17 protein-coding genes are annotated in these 21724 nt (G+C 61.0%); 11 read left to right on the forward strand and 6 right to left on the reverse strand.

Features of this window, described 5'->3' with window-relative positions; translation table 11 throughout:
* Positions 1 to 15: 15 nt before the first annotated feature.
* The 3 genes from PSFL_RS07040 to PSFL_RS07050 form a co-directional block, all read right to left on the reverse strand.
* Entirely contained in the window at positions 16 to 1128 is a 1113-nt protein-coding gene (locus PSFL_RS07040; RefSeq protein ID WP_057440325.1) for an ABC transporter ATP-binding protein, read from the reverse strand.
* 225 nt (positions 1129 to 1353) lie between these two features.
* Positions 1354 to 1983: a response regulator transcription factor gene (locus PSFL_RS07045; RefSeq protein WP_057440324.1), complete on the reverse strand. Its 630-nt coding sequence runs from the start codon at positions 1981 to 1983 to the stop codon at positions 1354 to 1356.
* 68 nt (positions 1984 to 2051) lie between these two features.
* Positions 2052 to 4448, reverse strand: a complete 2397-nt coding sequence (locus tag PSFL_RS07050) for a PAS domain S-box protein (protein ID WP_057960780.1) — start codon at positions 4446 to 4448, stop codon at positions 2052 to 2054.
* 58 nt (positions 4449 to 4506) lie between these two features.
* Here PSFL_RS07050 and PSFL_RS07055 point away from each other — a divergent pair, with 58 nt between their 5' ends.
* On the forward strand, positions 4507 to 5484 hold the full coding sequence (locus tag PSFL_RS07055) for an alpha/beta hydrolase family protein (protein ID WP_169960152.1): 978 nt from the start codon (positions 4507 to 4509) through the stop codon (positions 5482 to 5484).
* A gap of 692 nt (positions 5485 to 6176) precedes the next feature.
* On the opposite strand, the gene PSFL_RS07060 is transcribed toward PSFL_RS07055, so the two are convergent.
* The 3 genes from PSFL_RS07060 to PSFL_RS07070 are packed head-to-tail and all read right to left on the reverse strand — an operon-like array spanning position 6177 to position 8642.
* A complete protein-coding gene (locus PSFL_RS07060) occupies positions 6177 to 6944 on the reverse strand; it encodes a TerB family tellurite resistance protein (protein ID WP_057960783.1) in 768 nt (255 codons plus the stop codon).
* A 1-nt stretch (position 6945) separates the two neighbouring features.
* Positions 6946 to 7620, reverse strand: coding sequence for an N-acetylmuramate alpha-1-phosphate uridylyltransferase MurU (murU, locus tag PSFL_RS07065; RefSeq protein ID WP_397469843.1), 675 nt, complete (start codon positions 7618 to 7620; stop codon positions 6946 to 6948).
* Positions 7617 to 8642, reverse strand: a complete 1026-nt coding sequence (locus PSFL_RS07070; RefSeq protein WP_057960785.1) for an aminoglycoside phosphotransferase family protein — start codon at positions 8640 to 8642, stop codon at positions 7617 to 7619. Before PSFL_RS07070 ends, murU begins: the two co-directional genes overlap by 4 nt.
* Positions 8643 to 8772: 130 nt before the next feature.
* Between PSFL_RS07070 and PSFL_RS07075 the strand changes: the two genes are divergently transcribed.
* The 10 genes from PSFL_RS07075 (at position 8773) to PSFL_RS07120 (ending at position 21690) form a co-directional block, all read left to right on the forward strand.
* Positions 8773 to 11559 (forward strand): LPS-assembly protein LptD, encoded by a 2787-nt coding sequence (locus tag PSFL_RS07075; protein ID WP_057440319.1) that lies wholly within the window; start codon positions 8773 to 8775, stop codon positions 11557 to 11559.
* Positions 11540 to 12874 carry a peptidylprolyl isomerase gene (locus PSFL_RS07080; protein ID WP_169960149.1) on the forward strand — a complete coding sequence of 445 codons (1335 nt, stop codon included), beginning with the start codon at positions 11540 to 11542 and terminating at the stop codon, positions 12872 to 12874. The genes PSFL_RS07075 and PSFL_RS07080 overlap by 20 nt, the downstream gene beginning before the upstream one ends.
* Positions 12871 to 13860, forward strand: coding sequence for a 4-hydroxythreonine-4-phosphate dehydrogenase PdxA (gene pdxA / locus PSFL_RS07085; RefSeq protein WP_200655928.1), 990 nt, complete (start codon positions 12871 to 12873; stop codon positions 13858 to 13860). The genes PSFL_RS07080 and pdxA overlap by 4 nt, the downstream gene beginning before the upstream one ends.
* A complete protein-coding gene (rsmA, locus tag PSFL_RS07090; protein ID WP_057440316.1) occupies positions 13857 to 14669 on the forward strand; it encodes a 16S rRNA (adenine(1518)-N(6)/adenine(1519)-N(6))-dimethyltransferase RsmA in 813 nt (270 codons plus the stop codon). The genes pdxA and rsmA overlap by 4 nt, the downstream gene beginning before the upstream one ends.
* A 277-nt stretch (positions 14670 to 14946) precedes the next feature.
* Positions 14947 to 15327 carry a Co2+/Mg2+ efflux protein ApaG gene (gene apaG, locus PSFL_RS07095; RefSeq protein WP_057960789.1) on the forward strand — a complete coding sequence of 127 codons (381 nt, stop codon included), beginning with the start codon at positions 14947 to 14949 and terminating at the stop codon, positions 15325 to 15327.
* Positions 15327 to 16178, forward strand: a complete 852-nt coding sequence (locus PSFL_RS07100) for a symmetrical bis(5'-nucleosyl)-tetraphosphatase (protein ID WP_057960790.1) — start codon at positions 15327 to 15329, stop codon at positions 16176 to 16178. The genes apaG and PSFL_RS07100 overlap by 1 nt, the downstream gene beginning before the upstream one ends.
* A gap of 32 nt (positions 16179 to 16210) precedes the next feature.
* The gene (gene glpE / locus PSFL_RS07105; RefSeq protein ID WP_057440313.1) at positions 16211 to 16540 is read left to right on the forward strand and encodes a thiosulfate sulfurtransferase GlpE; all 330 of its coding nucleotides are present in this window, start codon (positions 16211 to 16213) and stop codon (positions 16538 to 16540) included.
* A gap of 283 nt (positions 16541 to 16823) precedes the next feature.
* Positions 16824 to 18746: a PrkA family serine protein kinase gene (locus PSFL_RS07110; protein WP_017739508.1), complete on the forward strand. Its 1923-nt coding sequence runs from the start codon at positions 16824 to 16826 to the stop codon at positions 18744 to 18746.
* A 113-nt stretch (positions 18747 to 18859) separates the two neighbouring features.
* On the forward strand, positions 18860 to 20131 hold the full coding sequence (locus PSFL_RS07115; RefSeq protein WP_057444302.1) for a YeaH/YhbH family protein: 1272 nt from the start codon (positions 18860 to 18862) through the stop codon (positions 20129 to 20131).
* Entirely contained in the window at positions 20128 to 21690 is a 1563-nt protein-coding gene (locus PSFL_RS07120; protein WP_057960791.1) for a SpoVR family protein, read from the forward strand. Before PSFL_RS07115 ends, PSFL_RS07120 begins: the two co-directional genes overlap by 4 nt.
* The last annotated feature ends 34 nt before the right edge of the window (positions 21691 to 21724 follow it).

A 21724-nucleotide genomic window follows, 5' to 3' on the forward strand; every position in this document is an offset into this window, starting at 1 on the left:
AAGCCAAGGGGGCGATCAATTCGCCTCTAGAAGTGGGTCGAGTGCGCGAACGTGCTCGACTTGCCAGCCAATCGGAACCACATCGCCGACCGTCAGCGCCGGATCCAGCTCGGCGATCGGTTGTTTCACAAAGAAATCGGCCTTGCCGCAGACTTCCAGGCGCACGCGCACGTGGTCGCCCAGATAGATAAATTCGGCCACCCGGCCCGAGAAGCGGTTGCTGCAGCTTTCGCTGGAACCGTTGAGGCTGACCCGCTCCGGGCGCACCGACAGCGTCACCGGGCCACCGATCTGCCCGACATTCACCGCCAGCGCCTCGACCTTCTCGCCGCGCGCCAGCTCAACCACGCACCGCTCGCCGGTGTGGCTGTGCAGGCGGCCGTTAAGACGGTTGTTCTCGCCGATGAAATTGGCGACGAAGGTGTTTTTTGGCTCTTCATACAAAGTGCGCGGCGGTGCGATCTGCTGGATCTCGCCCTGGTGGAACACCGCTACCCGGTCGGACATGGTCAGCGCTTCACCCTGGTCGTGGGTCACGTAAACCACGGTCACGCCGAGGCGCTGGTGCAGGTGCTTGATCTCCATCTGCATGTGTTCACGCAGCTGTTTATCGAGGGCACCGAGGGGTTCGTCCATCAGCACCAGCTGCGGCTCGAACACCAGGGCGCGAGCCAGGGCCACCCGTTGCTGCTGGCCGCCGGAGAGCTGCGCCGGGTAGCGCTGGGCGAAGGCGTCGAGCTGGACCATGCTCAGCACGCGCTTGACCCGTTCGCTGACATCGGTCTTGCTCAAGCCCCGCACCGTCAGGGGGAACGCCAGGTTCTCAGCCACCGTCATGTGCGGGAACAGCGCATAGTTCTGGAACACCATGCCAATGTCGCGCTTGTGCGGCGGCACATTGTTGATCGAACGCCCGGCCAGCAGGATCTCCCCGGCGGTCGGCGTTTCGAAGCCGGCGAGCATCATCAGGCTGGTGGTCTTGCCCGAACCGGACGGGCCCAGCAGGGTGAGGAATTCGCCCTTGCGAATGTCCAGGTTGAGGTCTTTGACGATCAGGTTCTCGCCGTCGTAGCTCTTCTGCACACCACGAAAGCTGACCAGCACATCATTTGAATCCGCCTCGCTCATACCCGCACCTTTGTGTTTTGGACTGCTGTAGAGCTAGCGTAGTCCAGGCGCAAGCCCCCGGAAATCGGGGCGCAGGAGAGATTGGCATCAGCAGGATGGAAGGTTCGGGGTAGGGATCGCCCTACACGGATGGCGGGCAAGGGACAGTTGCGCAGCAAGCTTCAAGCGACAAGCTGCAAGCACGGGCTTCCGGGGGTTTGAGCGATGTCGCAAATAGACACGCCCCTATAGGAGCTTGTGCTCCATCGCGTACTTCACCAGCTCGGCCAGGGAGCTGATGTTGAGTTTTTGCATCAACCGCGCCTTATGGGTGCTGATGGTCTTGCTGCTCAGGGCCAGTTGCTGGGCGATATCGTTGACGTTGGCGCCCTGGGCCAAACGCTCGAACACCGAGAACTCGCGCTCGGACAACAGCGAATGCAAGGGCCGGGCATCGGTGAGGCCGACCTCAAACACCATGCGGTCCGCCAGGTCCGGGTCGATATAGCGCCCGCCCGCGGCGACTTTGCGGATTGCCGTCAACAACAGCGCAGGATCGCTGTCCTTGGTGGCATACCCAGCCGCACCGACCTTCAGCGCCCGGGCGGCCATTTGTGCCTCGTCATGCATCGACAGCACCAGGATGGCCGGCGGGTTGTTCAGCGCGCGGATCCGCGCAATCGCCTCCAGGCCGTTGACCCCGGGCATGGAGATATCCAGCAGCACCACCTCGCAGGGCGTGTGACGCAAGGCTTCCAACAGCTGTTCGCCGTTGCCCGCCTCGCCCACCACCAGCAGGTCCTTGGCCAGGCCGATCAACTGCTTGATGCCTTCACGGACGATGGTGTGGTCTTCGGCTACCAATACGCGGATCACGGCAATTTCCTCTCTCTATAGCGATTAAACGCCGACATTCAAAATGTGCGAGCAAGCCCACAAGGGATCTATGGCGAATCCAACGGCACCGTAACGCTCAGGGTGGTGCCCTCCCCCAGTTCGCTGTCGAGGGTCAACTGCCCGCCCATGATCAGCACCCGCTCGCGCATGCCCACCAAACCAAACGACACCGGGCGCCCCGGCGCAGGGACGAAGCCTGCGCCATCATCACTGATGGTCAACCGCAGATTGGCGCCCTCCACCACCAGGGTCAACTCCACCGTATGCGCCTGGGCATGGCGCATGACGTTGGTCAGCGCCTCCTGCAGGATACGGAACAGGCCAATGGCCTTGGCGTCACTCAGGGCCGGGAGGTTGTCCGGCACCTGCACCAGGCACGGAATCTGTGTGCGCGCCTCAAACCGCCGGGCCTGCCACTCGATGGCCGAGGCGATCCCGGCGTCGAGAATCGGCGGGCGCAACGCCGTGGCCACATCACGGACCAATTGGAACAGTTGAGCGATCAGGCGCTTCATGCTGTTCAGGCGCTCGTGCAGGCCTGGGTCCAACTGGGCGTAGGCCAACTCGCACATGGAGGTTTCCAGCTTCAACACCGTGAGCATCTGCCCCAGCTCATCGTGAACTTCGCGGGCGATCCGCGCCTTCTCTTCCTCACGCACGGTTTCCAGGTGCGCCGAGAGTTCGCGCAGTTGCGCCCGCGAGGCGTCCAATTCCAGCTCAATGCGTTTGCTGTCGCTGATGTCCCAGACGATCCCGTCCCAGACCACCGCCCCATCGTCCAGACGCCGGGTGACCGCCTTGATCTCGGCCCAGCGCTGCTCGCCCTGGCGGGTCAGGATGCGGCCCTGCCACGACCAGTTGCTCTCGGTGTCGATGGCCTGGTCCTGGGTCTGGTGGTAACTGGCGCGATCATCCGGGTGGACCAAGCTGCGAATCCCCACATCGCGGTGGCTGAGCACGGACGGCGAATAGCCCACCAGGCGCTCACTGCCTTCGCTGATATAGGCAAAGTCGATGGCGGCGCTCAACGGCAGACGCTCCAGGCGAAACACCAGCCCTGGCACATTGGCGGCGATGCCTTGCAGGCGCGCTTCACTTTCCTGCAACGCGGCCAAGGCCCGGCGGCGCTCGGTGACGTCGTTGAGGTACACCACCAGGTATTCGCCACCGGCAAAGCGCAGGAAACTCAAGGACACATCCGTGGGCAACAGGCTGCCATCCGCGCGCAGGCACTGGGTGGCGAAGCTCTGCGGCCCGTCTTCACTGGCCCGGGCGCGCTTCCACAGGTTCAGCCAGCGGTCCATGCTCAGATTGGGTTCGAACTCGATCAGCGGGCGCTCGATCAACGCTCCCGGGGCGTAACCGAGCATGGTTTCGGCGGCGACGTTGGCGTAGCGCACATGGCTGTCCCAATTGACCCAGAGGATACCCACGGTACTTTGATCAATCGAAAACTGGGTCAGACGCAATGCTTCGGCGCCCGCCGCACGGGCAGCGCTTTCCTCACGCGTGGCCAGCAACTGGTGTTCCAGGGCATGTTTTTGCCGACGCTGCCACAAGGCAACCGTCAGGCACGCGAGCAACAGCAGGCCCAGCAGCAGGCTGAGGTTTTGCCAGAATCCCGGTGATTCCGACAGGCGTGGGTATTTGGGTTGCAGCCAGCGGGCATGCAATTGCTCCAGCTCACGGGCAGGAATGGCGCGCAGGCCGCTCTCGACAATCTCTGCCAGGGCTGGCCAGTCACGCCGGGTGGCCACCCGCAACAGTTGCGGCAATCCAATATCGCCGACCACGGCCAAACCGGCGAACTCGGGCTCGATCGACAAGCGGCTCAACTGCGCCTCATCGACTACCGCATAGCGCGCCTGCTGGCTGACCAATAGCTGCAAGGCCTGGCGCTCCAGGGGCACACCTTGCAGGTTCAGCCTGGGGTAATTGCTGCGCAGGTAATCCGCCACGCCGCTGGGCATGCGCACGGCGACCCGGGACTGTTCATCGAGTTTTTCCAGGTCCACAGTGCCGCTGCCGTCGCGAATGCCAACAATGTGCTGGGGCACGCGCATATACGGGTCGGAAAACTGCCACAGGCGCAGGCCGGCAGGGGTTTGTAGCAGACCTGGGGCGAGGTCGACCGCATCCTCGCGCAAGGCATCCTCCAACTGTTCCTGCGTGGGGAAGTTGCGCCAGGTCAGCTCGATATTCAGCGCCTTGGCCAGCGCCTGCATCAGCTCGACATTGGCTCCGGACAAGCGCTGCAGGCGCCGGTCGTATTGCGCGTAAGGCGCCTGCAACACCACCCCGACCCGCAGTTGCGGGTGCTGCGCCAACCACTCGCGCTGCTGCGGGTTGAGCACCGCAGGCGGCACCACAGACGCAGGCGCGGCATTCACCATCAAGGGCAAGCACAGATAGCCGATAACCAGCAGACAGCGAAAATTCATCATTCACATCTCACATCCAACCCATTAGGCTGCCGGGATCACTTCTGGCCGGGATTCCACTATGCCCCTGCTTCACCGTTCGACACTGCCAGCATTGTGCCTGTCGCTGCTGTTTACCAGCACCTTTTGCGTGCAGGCGGCTGACACCGCGCCGGCGGCCGCCGAAAAACCACCAGAACGCCAGCCTCTGCCAGAGCGTAGCCAGGAGGAAGCCCAGGCCCTGGAGCGACAACTGCCGCCCCACGAGCAGCAACAATTGCAGGCCGGCGACGAGTCGTTCCTGGCGCTGTGGAAACCGGCGAACAGCCCTGAACCGCAGGGTGTGGTGATTATCGTCCCCGGCGCCGGAGAAACGGCTGACTGGCCGCAAGCCATCGGGCCTTTGCGCCAGAAGCTGCCGGATGCCGCCTGGAGCAGCCTGAGCCTGTCGCTGCCCGACCTGAGCGTCGATACCCTGCCGCCGCGGGTGATCCAGGCTCCCGATGCAGCCGTCGACAGCAGCAGCAAAGATGCCAGCACTGCCGCGCCCAAGCCCATCGAACAGGCGGCCAGCGCCGAAGCCGAGGGCACCGACCCGGCCGTGGTCCCTGGCGTGGATGAGCAGGACAAGACCGACGCGACACGGATCTTCGCCCGCATCGACGCAGCCGTCGCCTATGCCCAGACCCAGAACGCCCGCAGCGTGGTGCTGCTGGGGCACGGGACTGGGGCCTGGTGGGCTGCGCGCTACCTGAGCGAAAAACAACCGGCCCAGGTGCAAAAGTTCATCATGGTCGCGGCGCAGTCGCCGGTGGGCCGTCAACCGGATCTGCAACAGCTGACCCCGACATTGAAGCTGGCGACCGCCGATGTCTTCTATCAGGACAACGCCCTGGCCAGCAAAATGGCGCTGGAGCGCAGCCAGGCGAGCAAGCGGCTGAAGAATGACAACTACAAGCAGGTGTCGTTGAAGACTATTCCTGGGAATAGCGCAGCGGCCCAGGAACAGTTGTACCGGCGGATTCGCGGCTGGTTGAGCCCGCAAAGCAGCGGTAGCTGAGCCCAACTGCCCCGCCCCGTCTGTGGTTGTGGTTGTGGTTGTGGTTGTGGTTGTGGTTGTGGCGAGCGGGCTTGCCCGCGTTGGGTTTGTGTACATATCCGTTGCTGCGGTCATGGCCACTTAGGGTTCCGCCCTTACGGCGGCTCACTTTGGAGAAGCGCCAAAGTAAGCAAAACGCTCTTGCCCCACCACTCGGTGCCTCGCCTAGGCTCGGCATGCCCGCAGTCAGGCATTGCTCCGTGGGCCCGCCGCGATCGGCCATCCATGGCCGTGTCGCGGCTACCCCGGCATCCCTGCCGGGGTGCCCACTGCGCAATACCTGCCTGCGGCCAGCGTGGTTTAACGGGGCGCCTGAGATCAAGATCAAAAGCCAGATCAAAAGCAGAGCAAAAGCAGAGCCAGAGCTGCGAAGCTGCATTCCCCTGTGGGAGCTGGCTTGCCTGCGATAGAGATATCTCGGCCAATACATCTATCGACTGATAGACCGCCATCTCGGCGCCCCCCCCGAATCACTGCTGGATCGCAGGCACATCGAGACTAGACGAGGTGCCGAGTGGTGGGTACCCGGCCTCCGATGTCAGGAGCCCTTGGTTACTTTGGGGCTCTTTTTTTACGGGCCGGGCACATGGTTGACGGGTGTGCGGGGACAGGGTGGACACTTTTGGCAAGCACGCTCGCCACAGGCGGTCGGGTCAGCGGAAATCCCGCTGCTCGCGAATGATCGTGTAGGCACTATGCAGCTCTCGGGTGCGCTCCGTGGCCTCGCGCACTTGAGCGGGGCTGGCGCCAGTGCCGGCAATCTTGTCCGGGTGGTGCCGACTGAGCAGCCGTCGATAGGCACGTTTGATGACCGCAGGCTCTGTCGTGCCGGTCACCCCGAGAATCCGCAGGGCCTCTTGATAGGTGCTACCGCGGGTGACCAGAGGCTTGCGTTCCGGCTCATAGTCATGGGCCAGTGCCTGGAGTTGTTGCGGCGTCCACCCCAGCCATTTGCCCCATAGCTCGATCAGCTCGCGCTCAGCGGGGCTGGCCTTGCCGTCGGCCCAGACCATGCGCCAGCAGGCGCGCAGCACGCCTTCCGCCGCATGGGGCTGCACCTTGAGCACGCGCAGGTAACTGCGCACGCGGTCGGTCCCCGACTTGCCTCGGTTGAACGCGGCAATCGCCCGGCGCTGGGCCGGCTCGCTCATGTCCAGCGAGCGCATCTCCACCCGCGCCTGCTGGATATGGCCGTCCACCACCCGCCCATTACTCTTGGCCAGGCGGCCCAGCAGGACAAACAGCAGTTCGTCATTGCGCAGCGCCGGCCGGCCGCCCAGGCGTTCGCGCAGTTGGGCCCAACTGTGCAATTGCAGGCGCCGATCCAGTGCCTGCCCCAGCAACCCACCCAACATGGCCCCCGGAATGCTGGCGATGGCAAAACCCGCCCCGGCGCCGATCAGAGTCCCAGGCCACAACATCTTACTGGCCCACGGTCAGCAGACTTTCAACCTGCGCCAGGCGCTCCAGCGTACCGACGTCAATCCAGCGTCCATCCATGTGTTCCCCCGAGACCAAGCCTTGAGCCATCGCCGTGCGCAGCAAGGGCGCCAGCTTGAAGGCACCGGCACTGCAACCCGCGAACAGCTTGGGGTGCAGCACCGAAATGCCACTGAAGGTCAGGTTATCGGCACCGGGCGCTGCATCATGAAGCAAACCATCCTTGATATAGAAATCGCCACCACTGGGGTGATGAGGCGGGTTATCGACCATGACCAAGTGCGCCAAGCCGCTCAAGGGCTGCTTGAGGCGGACAAAGTCGTAGTCAGTCCAGATATCGCCATTGACCACCAGGAACGGCTCCTCCCCCAGCAAGGGCAAGGCCTGGAAGATTCCGCCACCAGTTTCCAGGGGCTCGCCCTCTGGCGAATACTGGATACGCACGCCGTACTGCGCGCCGTCTCCCAGATAACTCTCGATTTGCTGGCCCAGCCAGGCATGGTTGATGACGATATCGGTGAATCCCGCTTTCGCCAGCGCCTCCAGGTGGTACTCGATCAGGCGCTTGCCACCGGCCTGGGCCAACGGTTTTGGGGTGTGCAGGGTGAGCGGACGCATCCGCTCGCCCTTGCCGGCCGCCAGGATCATCGCCTTCATACGTGGGCCTCGGCAGGTTGGCGCAGGCTGGCCAGCAACTCGCCCAGGTCGGCCAGTTCCGGCCGATCAGCCAGCACCGCGTCTATATAGGCAAAGAAGCGCGGCACGTCCGCCAGGTAGCGCGGTTTGCCATCACGGTGGCAGATACGCGCAAAGATACCGATGACCTTGAGGTGACGCTGCACCCCCATCAAGTCGCTGGCGCGCAGGAAATCTTCAAAGTCCGCCTGCACCGGGATGCCCAATTGGCCAGCACGCTCCCAATAACCACGCTGCCATTCGCGCACCCGCGCCTGGGGCCAACTGAGGAAGGCGTCCTTGAACAGGCAGGTGATGTCGTAGGTCACGGGGCCGTAGACCGCATCCTGGAAATCCAGCACGCCAGGGTTCGGCACGCTGATCATCAGGTTGCGCGGCATATAGTCGCGATGCACCAGGACCTTGGGCTGGGCCAGGGCGCTGTCGATCAGCAATTGGCTGACCCGCTGCCATTGAGCCAACTGCTGCTCGTCGAACTCAATGCCCAGATGCCGGCGCACGTACCATTCGGGGAACAACTCCAATTCACGGCGCAACAATGGCACGTCGTAGCTGGGCAACCCGGCGTCCATCGGCAATTGCTGGAAAGCCAGCAGCGCGTCGATGGCTTCGGCAAACAATTGATCGGCATTTTCACCGTCAATCACATCCAGATAGGTGTTTTTGCCCAGGTCGTTGAGCAAAAGAAAGCCTTGGGAGAGATCTTCTGCATAAATTTGCGGAACATTTATTCCCGATTTCGCCAACATTCTCGCGATATCGACGAAAGGTTTGCAGTTTTCCTGGGGGGGTGGGGCATCCATCACGATCAATGTGCGACCTTCGCCCTGCCAACGGAAGTACCGTCTGAAACTCGCGTCGCTGCTGGCCGCAGTCAATGTAGCCGGGGGTACGGCCCCCCATCCCTGGGCATGGAAAAGCTCGGGTAACTGCTGATCGAGCCAGACTTTCAGGTGTTGCAAACGTAGATCTTGGTCGGGCATTACAAGGGTCTCCGACGGCGCTAGCCGTCAAGCGGGTCATGCTTTATTATCACGCATCTTTTTCAGACCATCGAGAGGCGTGCGGCCCACACCGCGGGCAGATGGCACGCAGGAAGCCCGGACTAATAAGATGGCATTGAAATCCCCCGCGTTTCGTAGAAAATTTCCGTTGCTGGTAACCGGCAGTCTGCTGGCCATGCAACCCTTCGCCACCTCATTCGTGGTCGCCGCGGAACAGTATGACTGCTCAGTCTCTGCTTCGGGTGCCTGGGATTGCGCGCCGAAAGCCAGCGCAGCCCCTTTACCACCGCGCCCGGTGCATGACGGCAGTGCCGTCAGCTCGGCCAACGGCACGCCGCAAGGCGAAGCTGCTGGTGCCGAAGCCGTGCCGCAGACCAAGCTGGTCACCGAATCCAAGGGCCGTGGCCTGCGTTCGCGCAGCGCTGACTACAGCCACCTGGACTGGGTCCCTCGGGAGAAACTCACTGCTGCGCAACTGGCCGAAACCGGTCCTTATTGCGCCGGTGCGTACGTCGAGCCGCTCCGTCCTGGCATGAACGACAAGACGGACAAGAGCGACGCACCGACCTTCATCGGTGCCAAGGCCTCTCGTTACGAGCAGGACACCCAGGTCGCCACCCTGGCCGGTGACGTGGTCATGCGTCAGGGCAGCATGCAGGTCGAGGCCGAAGAGGCCAGCCTGTACCAGGCCGAGAACCGTGGCGAGCTGAACGGCAATGTGCGCATGCGCGACAATGGCGCGCTGATCGTCGGCGACCATGCCCAGGTCCAACTGGACACCGGCGCCGCGCAGATCGACAACGCCGAGTACGTAATGCACAAGTCGCGCATCCGCGGTAACGCGCTGTACGCCAAGCGTGCCGAAAACGCGATCATCCGCCTCAAGGACGGTACCTACACCACCTGCGAGCCAGACAGCAATGCCTGGCAGCTGCGCGGTAACAACATCACGTTGAACCCGGCCACCGGCTTCGGTACGGCGACCAACGCGACGTTGCGGGTCAAGAACATCCCGATCCTGTACACCCCGTACATCTACTTCCCGATTGACGATCGTCGTCAGTCCGGCTTCCTGCCGCCGAGCTTCAGCTCGGGTGGGGAAAGTGGCTTCACGCTGGTGACACCGTACTACTTCAACCTGGCACCGAATTACGATGCCACGTTGTACCCGCAATACATGACCAAGCGCGGCATGTTGATGGAAGGCGAATTCCGCTACCTCACCAAGTCCAGCGAAGGTCAGTTCGGCGGCGCGTACCTGAACGATGACAGCGACGAGCGGAAGAAGCAGAGCGACTACAACAAAACCCGCTATATGCTCAATTGGCAGCATAAGGGCGGGTTGGATTCGCGGCTGTTGACTCAGATCGACTACACCAAGATCAGCGATCCGTTCTACTTCCAGGATCTGAAGTCCAATCAGATTGGCGTTGAGTCTCGTGAGTTCGTCAACCAGCAAGGTGCTGCCAGCTATCGCGGCGATACCTATACCGCTCAGTTGAATTTGCAAGCCTACGAGCTGGCGACGATCTCCCAGATCACTCCGTACAACCGGTTGCCGCAGTTAACCATCAATGGTGCACTGCCTTACCGTCCTGGTGGGCTGTACTTTGCTTATGACGCCGAGGCTGTCCGGTTTGATCGGGATTTGAGGACTGGCAATATCTTCAATAAAGATGGAGGTCCGCTCCCCAACGGCGAACCACGTCTGGACACCTACGTGAGAGGGCTAACCCGTGCAAACGGCACGCGCTTGAACGCGGCTCCAAGCGTATCGTTGCCGATGAGTTCGAGTTACGGTTTCATCACGCCAAAGCTCAAGTACGCCTACACCAAGTACGATCTTGATCTCGACGGCGCTGGCAAGCAGCAAATGATTGATGCGGGCCAGAAGTTCAAGAGTTCGCAAGATCGCGCCATTCCAATCGCCAGTGTCGATAGCGGGCTGTTCTTTGACCGCAGCACCCAGTGGTTTGGCAAGGACTACACCCAGACCCTGGAACCGCGCCTGTTCTATCTCTATGTTCCAGAGAAAGACCAGTCCGATATCCCGGTGTTCGATAGCAGCGAAACCACGTTCAACTACAACTCGCTGTTCCGCGACAACCGCTTCTCGGGCACTGACCGGATCGGCGACGAAAATAAACTGTCGCTTGGCCTGACCAGCCGCTGGATCGAAGAGAACGGTTTCGAGCGTCAACGTGTTGCCATCGGCCAGGCGCTGTATTTCAAGGACCGCGAGGTCCAACTGCCTGGCATCGTTGCCGCCGACCGCGCCGACTCGCAGTCGGACGTCTCACCAATCGCTCTGGACTACGAGTTCCGCTTTAACCGCGACTGGCGCGCCACTGCCGATTACAACTGGGATACTGAAAGTCACGCCGCCCGCTCCGGCAGCGCGATGTTCCACTACCAGCCGGAAGACAACCCGAACAAGGTTATCAACGTTGGCTATCGCTATCGTAACGACCAGGTTGTCTACAACCAGTTGACCGGTAAGTGGCAGTTTGGTGGTGATTACGGCACTGAAGGGCAACCAGGTTTCGAGAAGGATTACTACAAAATCCAGCAACACGATTTCTCGATGATGTGGCCGATCGTTCCACAATGGAACCTGATCACCCGATGGCAGTATGACTATGCACGCAACCGTACCCTGGAAGCCTTTGGTGGCTTCGAATACGACAACTGCTGCTGGAAACTGCGCGTGATCAACCGTTATTGGGTTTCCAACGACGAATACACCCAGATCGCCCCGCAGAACGAAAAAGGCGACCACGGGCTCTTCCTCCAAATCGTCCTCAAAGGACTCGGCGGCCTGACTGGCGCCAAGGTAGAGAGCTTCCTCGACAAAGGCATCCAAGGTTATCGTGAACGTGAAGATCAAGCTTTCTGATTGTCTGCGCCCGCTGATGCTGGGCGCGCTGTTCCTGGGTACTGCAGCGGCACACGCTGCAGTGCAACCGCTGGACAAGGTGGTGGCCATCGTCGATAACGACGTGATCATGCAGAGCCAACTGGACCAACGGGTCAAGGAAGTTCAGCAAACCATCGCCAAGCGTGGTGGTGGCGTGCCGCCGACCAGCGTCCTGGACCAGCAGGTGCTGGAACGCCTGATCGTCGAAAACCTGCAATTGCAGATTGGCGACCGCTCCGGCATCCGCATCACCGACGAAGAACTGAACCAGGCCGTCGGCACCATCGCTCAACGCAACAACATGAGCATTGATCAGTTTCGTGCGGCCCTGGCCCGTGACGGTTTGTCCTATGAGGACGCCCGTGACCAGATCCGCCGCGAAATGATCATCAGCCGTGTGCGTCAGCGCCGTGTGGCCGAACGTGTGCAGGTATCGGAGCAGGAAGTGAAGAACTTCCTGGCCTCGGACCTGGGCAAGATGCAGCTCTCCGAAGAACTGCACCTGGCCAATATCCTGATCCCGACACCGGACAGCGCCAACGCCGAGCAACTCAATGCCGCAGCGGCCAAGACCCAGGCGATCTATGACCGTCTCAAGGCCGGTGCCGACTTTGCCCAGATGGCAATCGCCCAGTCCGGCAGCGACAACGCTCTCGAAGGCGGCGACATGGGCTGGCGTAAAGCTGCTCAATTGCCACCGCCGTTTGACCGTGAGCTGAGCGCCATGGAAGTAGGTGGCATCACCCAACCTGCGCGCACCCCTGGCGGCTTCATCATTCTGAAATTGCTGGAACGCCGCGGCGGTGAAACTTCGTTGAAAGACGAAGTGCATGTTCGCCATATCCTGGTCAAGCCAAGCGAAATCCGCACCGAGGCTCAAACCAAGGAACTGGCGCAAAAGATCTATGAGCGCATCGAAGGCGGTGAAGACTTCGCCACCCTGGCCAAAAGCTTTTCGGAAGACCCGGGTTCTGCCCTTAACGGCGGCGACCTGAACTGGATCGACCCACGAGCCCTGGTACCCGAGTTCCAGCAAGTCATGAACGATACGCCCCAAGGCGTGCTGTCCAAGCCGTTCAAGACCCAATACGGTTGGCATGTCCTGGAAGTCCTTGGCCGCCGCGCCACCGACAACACCAGCCAGGCCCGTGAGCAGCAAGCACTGACCGTACTGCGGAACCGCAAATACGACGAAGAGCTGCAAACCTGGCTGCGTCAGATCCGTGACGAAGCCTACGTGGAAAACAAGCTTCCTGGCGCCGACACAACAGGCACCGACCAGGCAGTCCAGTGAAACCCCAGCGTTTCGCATTGACACCCGGCGAGCCGGCCGGCATAGGTCCAGACCTGTGCCTGCTGCTCGCCGCGCAAGCCCAGCCTTACCCCCTGATTGCCATTACCAGCCGCGACCTGCTCCTTGAGCGGGCCGCGCAACTGGGCGTGGCTGTCGACTTGCTGCCCGTTTCGCCGGGCAACTGGCCCGACCAGCCGGCACCTGCCAATAGCGTGTACGTGTGGGACACCCCGCTGCAGGCCAAGGTAGTCGCCGGGCAACTGGACAAGGCCAACGCCGCCTTCGTCCTGGAGACTCTGACCCGGGCCGGACAAGGCTGCATCGACGGCGACTTCGCCGGGATGATCACCGCGCCCGTGCATAAAGGCGTGATCAACGAAGCCGGCATCGCCTTTTCCGGGCATACCGAGTTTCTCGCAGAACTGACCCACACCGAACAAGTGGTGATGATGCTGGCAACCCGCGGCCTGCGCGTGGCACTGGTGACCACTCACCTGCCCTTGCGCCAGATTGCCGATGCCATTACCCCCGAGCGCCTGGAGCGTGTAACGCGCATCCTGCACGCTGACCTGCAACAAAAATTCGGCATCGCCCAGCCGCGAATCCTGGTATGCGGCCTCAACCCCCACGCGGGTGAAGGCGGCCACCTGGGCCATGAAGAAATCGACATTATCGAACCGACACTAGAGCGCCTGCGCCAAGACGGCATGGACCTGCGCGGCCCATTGCCTGCGGACACTCTGTTTACCCCCAAATATCTGGAGCACTGCGATGCAGTGCTGGCGATGTACCATGACCAGGGGCTGCCCGTGCTGAAATACAAAGGTTTCGGCGCCGCAGTCAACGTGACCCTGGGCCTGCCGATCATCCGCACCTCCGTCGACCATGGCACCGCCCTGGACCTGGCGGGCAGCGGCAAGATCGATACCGGCAGCCTGCACGTGGCCCTGGAAACCGCCTATCAGATGGCCGAGACCCGTATATGACCGAGCATTACCAACACCGGGCGCGCAAGCGCTTCGGGCAAAACTTCCTGCACGATGCCGGCGTTATCGACCGCATCCTGCGCTCCATCCATGCCAAGCCCGAAGACCGCCTGCTGGAAATCGGCCCGGGCCAGGGCGCACTGACCCAGGGCCTGCTCAATAGCGGCGGCCAACTGGATGTGGTTGAGCTGGACAAGGACCTGATCCCGATCCTCAACCAGCAATTCGCTGGCATGCCCAACTTCAACCTGCACCAGGGCGACGCGCTGAAGTTTGACTTCACCAGCCTCAATGCCGCCCCCAACAGCCTGCGCGTGGTCGGCAACTTGCCGTACAACATCTCCACGCCACTGATCTTTCACCTGCTGAACAACGCAGGGATCATCCGCGACATGCATTTCATGTTGCAGAAGGAAGTGGTCGAGCGCTTGGCCGCCGGCCCTGGCGGCGGTGACTGGGGTCGCCTGTCGATCATGGTCCAGTACCACTGCCGGGTCGAGCACCTGTTCAATGTTGGGCCGGGCGCGTTCAATCCACCGCCGAAAGTCGATTCGGCGATTGTGCGTCTGGTGCCCCACGCGGTCCTTCCTCATCCGGCCAAGGATCATCGCCTGCTGGAGCGGGTAGTGCGTGAAGCGTTCAACCAGCGCCGCAAGACCCTGCGCAATACACTCAAGGCATTGCTGAGCAACGCCGAGATCGAAGCCGCCGGTGTCGACGGCAGCCTGCGCCCGGAGCAGTTGGACCTGGCCGCGTTTGTACGCCTGGCGGACCAGCTAGCTATCCAGCCAGCGCCGACGGCGGAATAAGCCGCAGAGGCTTGCTGCAACGCGATCCACATGTGGGAGTAGGCTTGCCAGCTCCCACACTTGTTTTTGCTGGCCCCACTCCCAGCGCCAGCCGCAGTTCCAATGTGTGCGGGCTTGCCAGCTCCCACATTTGCGCCGCGCGACACTGGTAGCGCTTCGTCATCTGCCAGGACGGCATCGTTTACCAAGCCAGACACATGTCTGGCCTAGTGCCCTCCTCATGGCCTAGACTGATCCGCATCTGCTGTCCTCCGCTTTTGCTCTTAAGGCCTCTTGCATGTCCGATCCTCGCTATCAGATCGACGTCAGCGTCGTCACCCGCTTCCTGGCGGAACAATCGCAACCTGAACAGAACCGCTTTGCCTTTGCCTACACCGTCACGGTGAAGAACAACGGCCAGGTGGCCGCCAAGCTGCTGTCGCGCCATTGGGTCATCACCGACGGCGACGGCCATGTCGAGGAAGTGCGCGGTGCGGGTGTCATCGGCCAACAGCCACTGATCGACAGCGGCGCCAGCCACACCTACAGCAGCGGCACCGTAATGACCTCCAAGGTCGGCACGATGCAAGGCAGCTATCAGATGCTTGCCGAAGACGGCAAACACTTCGACGCCATCATCGCCCCCTTCCGCCTGGCGGTACCGGGAGCCCTGCACTGATGGCAACCTATGCTGTCGGCGACCTGCAAGGCTGCCTGGAGCCGCTCAAATGCCTGCTTGACCGTGTAGCCTTCGACCCAGCCCAAGATCGTCTGTGGCTGGTGGGCGATCTGGTCAACCGTGGCCCGCAATCCCTGGAAACCCTGCGCTTTCTTTATGGCATGCGCGACGCCCTGGTGTGCGTACTGGGCAACCATGACCTGCACCTGCTGGCGGTCGGCAATAACATCGAGCGCCTGAAAAAGGGCGATACCCTGCGCGAAATCCTCGAAGCTCCGGATCGCGCCGAGTTGCTGGACTGGCTGCGCCGGCAAAAGCTCGTGCACTACGACGAGGGCCGCAATACCGTCCTGGTGCATGCCGGCATACCACCGCAGTGGAGCCTGAAAAAAGCCCTTAAATGTGCTGCCGAGGTTGAAACCGCCCTGGCCGATGACACGCTGTTCGCCACCTACCTGGACGGCATGTACGGCAATGAGCCAGTGAAGTGGGATAACGATCTGACCGGCGTTGCCCGCCTACGGGTCATTACCAACTACTTCACGCGCATGCGCTTTTGCACCGCCGAAGGCAAACTCGACCTCAAGAGCAAGGAAGGCGCCGAAACCGCCCTGCCCGGCTACAAGCCCTGGTTTACCCACAAGGAGCGCAAGACCCGCGAAACGAAGATCATCTTCGGTCACTGGGCCGCCCTTGAAGGTCACTGCGACGAGCCCGGGGTATTTGCCCTCGACACCGGGTGTGTCTGGGGCGGAGCCATGACCCTGATGAACATCGACACCGGCGAGCGCCTGAGCTGCCAGTGTGAATCCCCCCTTCCCGTTACACTGCCGGCTGCCGCCAAGCGCTAAACGCCGCTTGCCGCCCGCCCAAGGAGCCCGCCATGAGCGAATTCAAACGTATCCCTCCCGAACAAGCCCAGGCCCTGCGTGAGCAAGGCGCCGTGGTGGTGGATATCCGTGATCCACAGACTTACGCCCTGAACCACATCAAGGGCGCACAGCACCTGGACAACCACAACATTGCCGATTTCATCCGCGCCGCCGACCTCGACGCGCCAGTGATCGTGGCCTGCTATCACGGCAATTCCAGCCAGAGCGCGGCGGCCTATCTGGTCAGCCAGGGGTTCTCCGATGTCTACAGCCTGGACGGCGGCTTTGAGCTGTGGCGTACGACGTATCCTGCGGAAACTGCCACAGGCAATTCGCAATAATTTTTTTCAAACCCCGCTACCCCGCGTGACGCTTGGGCTCGCGCCGTTTCTGAGAAACGGCGCACCCAAACTAATTAGGCATCTCGCCTTGACCTCCCGGATTCCCAACTATCATTAAGCGCAGGCCATCCAAAACAGGGGAGAGCCGGTACACCGGCGTGCGGGTCATCGGTAGCGTTTCAGGGTGTTCTGGGGGGAAATGGCCACGGCAAACGCCACTGGCTGCCAGCATCGACTGATTGATCCGGCGTCGGCTCCACGTATCGAGCGAGGTGACGACGTCATGAGTATTTTTAGCCACTTCCAACAACGCTTCGAGTCCACCCAGCAGGAAGAACTCACGCTGCAGGAGTATCTTGAGCTGTGCAAAAAGGACCGCAGCACCTATGCGTCTGCCGCCGAGCGCCTGCTACTGGCGATTGGCGAACCGGAGCTGGTAGACACCTCCAACAACTCGCGGCTGTCGCGAATATTCTCCAACAAGGTGATCCGCCGCTACCCGGCCTTTGAAGACTTCCATGGCATGGAAGAATGCATCGACCAGATCGTCTCCTACTTCCGCCATGCCGCCCAGGGCCTGGAAGAGAAGAAACAGATTCTCTACCTGCTCGGCCCCGTGGGCGGCGGTAAATCTTCCCTGGCCGAAAAACTCAAGCAACTGATCGAAAAGGTGCCCTTCTACGCGATCAAGGGCTCTCCGGTGTTCGAATCGCCCCTGGGCCTGTTCAACGCCACAGAAGATGGCGCGATTCTCGAAGAAGACTTCGGCATCCCACGGCGCTATCTCAACACCATCATGTCGCCCTGGGCCACCAAGCGCCTGGCCGAGTTCGGCGGCGATATCAGCCAGTTCCGGGTGGTGAAGCTCTATCCGTCGATTCTCAACCAGATCGGCGTCGCCAAGACCGAACCGGGGGATGAAAACAACCAGGATATTTCCGCGCTGGTGGGCAAGGTGGATATCCGCAAGCTGGAGGAATTCCCGCAGAACGACGCCGATGCCTACAGCTACTCGGGCGCACTGTGCCGGGCCAACCAGGGCCTGATGGAGTTCGTGGAGATGTTCAAGGCGCCGATCAAGGTGCTGCACCCACTGCTCACCGCCACCCAGGAAGGCAACTACAACAGTACCGAAGGCCTCGGGGCGATTCCGTTCACTGGCATCCTGCTGGCCCACTCCAACGAATCGGAGTGGCACACCTTCCGCAACAACAAGAACAACGAAGCCTTCATCGACCGGATCTATATCGTCAAGGTGCCGTACTGCCTGCGGGTCAGCGATGAAATCAAGATCTACGACAAATTGCTGTTCAACAGTTCCCTGGCCAAGGCCCATTGCGCGCCAGACACCCTGAAGATGCTCGCCCAGTTCACGGTGCTCTCGCGTCTCAAGGAGCCGGAAAACTCGAATATCTACTCGAAAATGCGCGTCTACGACGGGGAGAACCTCAAGGACACCGATCCCAAGGCCAAGTCGATCCAGGAATACCGCGACACGGCGGGCGTCGATGAGGGCATGAATGGCCTGTCGACCCGCTTCGCCTTCAAGATCCTGTCCAAGGTCTTCAACTTCGACCCCCATGAGATCGCCGCCAACCCGGTACACCTGCTCTATGTACTGGAGCAGCAGATCGAACAGGAGCAGTTCCAGGCTGAAACCCGCGAGCGTTACCTGCGCTTCCTCAAAGAGTACCTGGCGCCGCGCTATATCGAGTTCATCGGCAAGGAGATCCAGACCGCCTACCTGGAGTCCTACAGCGAATACGGCCAGAACATCTTCGACCGCTATGTGCTGTACGCCGACTTCTGGATCCAGGATCAGGAATACCGCGACCCCGAAACCGGCGAGATCCTCAACCGCGTAGCCCTCAACGAAGAGCTGGAGAAGATCGAAAAACCGGCCGGCATCAGCAATCCGAAGGATTTCCGCAACGAAATCGTCAACTTCGTACTGCGCGCCCGGGCCAACAACAACGGCAAGAACCCGACCTGGCTCAGCTACGAGAAGCTGCGGGTGGTCATCGAGAAGAAAATGTTCTCCAACACCGAGGATCTGCTGCCGGTCATCAGCTTCAACGCCAAGGCCAGCAAGGAGGACCAGCAAAAACACAACGACTTCGTCACACGAATGGTCGAGCGCGGCTACACCGACAAACAGGTACGGCTGCTCTCCGAGTGGTACCTGCGGGTGCGCAAATCGCAGTAAGGCAGCGACAGGCGTGCGCTGCCGGGCCCCTGGCCTGGCAGCTGACCGCTTGTCTCTAAGCTTCCAGCTCTCGGCTTGAAGCTTGTAACGTGAAGCTGCCCGGAGGGCTCCCTATGAGCTATGTGATCGACCGACGCCTCAATGGCAAGAACAAGAGCACGGTAAACCGCCAGCGGTTCCTGCGGCGTTACCGTGACCACATCAAAAAGGCCGTCGAAGAGGCGGTGAGTCGCCGCTCCATTACCGATATGGAGCACGGCGAGCAGATCAGCATTCCCGGCCGAGACATCGACGAACCGGTGCTGCATCACGGCCGCGGCGGCAAACAGACCGTGGTTCATCCGGGAAACAAGGAATTCACCACTGGCGAGCATATCCAGCGCCCTCAGGGCGGTGGCGGCGGCAAAGGCCCAGGCAAGGCCGGCAACTCCGGCGAAGGCATGGATGAGTTCGTGTTCCAGATTACCCAGGAGGAATTCCTCGAATTCATGTTCGAGGACCTGGAGCTGCCCAACCTGGTCAAGCGCAACCTGACCGGCACTGACACCTTCAAGACCGTGCGCGCCGGTATCAGCAACGAGGGCAACCCCTCGCGCATCAATATCATCCGCACCCTGCGTTCGGCCCATGCACGGCGTATCGCCCTGTCTGGCAGCAGCCGCGCCAAACTGAGGGAAGCCAAGGAAGAATTGGCGCGCTTGAAGCGCGAAGAGCCGGACAACTTCGGCGATATCCAGGAAATAGAAGCAGAAATCGAGAAACTCAGCGCGCGTATCCACCGCGTGCCGTTCCTCGACACCTTCGACTTGAAATACAACCTGCTGGTCAAGCAACCCAACCCCAGCTCCAAGGCGGTGATGTTCTGCCTGATGGACGTTTCCGGCTCCATGACCCAGGCGACCAAGGACATCGCCAAGCGCTTCTTTATTCTGCTGTACCTGTTTCTCAAGCGTAACTACGACAAGATCGACGTGGTGTTTATCCGCCATCACACCAGCGCCCGCGAGGTCGACGAAGAAGAGTTTTTCTATTCGCGGGAGACCGGCGGCACCATCGTGTCCAGTGCGCTGAAACTGATGCAGGAAATCATGGCTGAGCGCTACCCAGCCAACGAATGGAACATCTACGCGGCCCAGGCTTCCGACGGCGACAACTGGAACGACGACTCGCCCATCTGCCGCGACATCCTGATCAACCAGATCATGCCGTTCGTGCAGTACTACACTTATGTGGAGATTACCCCCCGCGAGCACCAGGCCCTGTGGTTTGAATACGAGCGCATCGGTGAAGCCTTCGCCGATACCTTCGCCCAGCAACAACTGGTCTCGGCCGGCGATATCTATCCGGTCTTCCGTGAACTCTTCCAGCGCAGGTTAGTGACATGACCGCCAAAGAGCATAAGCGCCAACCCATTTCCACGGGGTCCGAATGGACCTTCGAACTGATCCAGGCCTATGACCGGGAAATCAGCCGCATTGCGGCCGGTTATGCCCTGGATACCTATCCCAACCAGATCGAAGTGATCACCGCCGAACAGATGATGGACGCGTATGCCTCGGTGGGCATGCCCCTGGGCTATCACCATTGGTCCTACGGCAAGCACTTCCTCAGCACCGAGAAGTCCTACAGCCGCGGCCAGATGGGCCTGGCCTACGAAATCGTGATCAACTCCGACCCGTGCATCGCCTACCTGATGGAAGAAAACACCATCTGCATGCAGGCACTGGTGGTGGCCCATGCGTGCTACGGCCACAACAGTTTCTTCAAGGGCAACTATCTGTTCCGCACCTGGACCGACGCCAGTTCGATCATTGATTACCTGGTGTTCGCCAAGCAGTACATCATGCAATGCGAGGAGCGCCACGGGATCGACGCCGTGGAAGACCTGCTCGACTCCTGCCATGCCTTGATGAACTACGGGGTAGACCGCTACAAACGCCCTTACCCCATTTCCGCCGAAGAGGAACGGCTGCGGCAGAAGGACCGTGAAGAGCATCTGCAAAAGCAGATCAACGACTTGTGGCGCACCATCCCCAAGCGCGCCGACAAGAACAGCGACAAAGACAATGCACGCTTCCCCAGCGAACCCCAGGAAAACATCCTGTACTTCCTGGAAAAGCACGCCCCGTTGCTGGAGCCGTGGCAACGGGAGATCGTGCGGATCGTGCGCAAGATCGCCCAGTATTTCTACCCCCAGCGCCAGACCCAGGTGATGAACGAAGGCTGGGCTACGTTCTGGCATTACACCCTGATAAACGACCTCTACGACGAAGGGCTGGTGACCGACGGTTTCATGATGGAGTTCCTCACCTCCCATACCAGCGTGGTCTTCCAGCCAGGCTTCGACAGCCCCTACTACAGCGGCATCAACCCTTATGCCCTGGGCTTTGCCATGTACCGGGATATCCGGCGCATGTGCGAACACCCGACCGAGGAAGATCGCCGCTGGTTCCCGGAGATCGCCGGCAGCGACTGGTTATCGACCCTCAAGTTCGCCATGAGCAGCTTCAAGGATGAGAGCTTTATCCTGCAGTACCTGTCGCCCCAGGTGATTCGTGATCTCAAGCTGTTCAGCATTATGGATGACGACCTCAAGGACGACCTGCTGGTACCTGCCATTCACGACGAAGCCGGTTACCGCACCATCCGCGAGACCCTGGCGGCCCAGTACAACCTGGGCAACCGCGAGCCCAACGTGCAGATCTACAGCATCGATATGCGCGGCGACCGCTCCCTGACCCTGCGCCACCAGCAGCACGACCGCAAACCCCTGGGCGAATCCACGGATGAAGTGCTCAAGCACCTGCACCGGCTATGGGGTTTTGATATCCATCTGGAGACGCTGCAAGGCGACCAGATCATGAAAACCCACCATGTTCCGCCGCGCAACGAACACAACGACAACGACTACGGCCGCCTGGACCTGGCCGTGGTTCACCTTTGATGCAGCAATGCCTCCATTGGCCTGGCACAGGCGT

Source organism: Pseudomonas sp. DD1 (genome assembly GCF_044510355.1).
In the GTDB taxonomy this organism is placed as follows: domain Bacteria; phylum Pseudomonadota; class Gammaproteobacteria; order Pseudomonadales; family Pseudomonadaceae; genus Aquipseudomonas; species Aquipseudomonas shahriarae.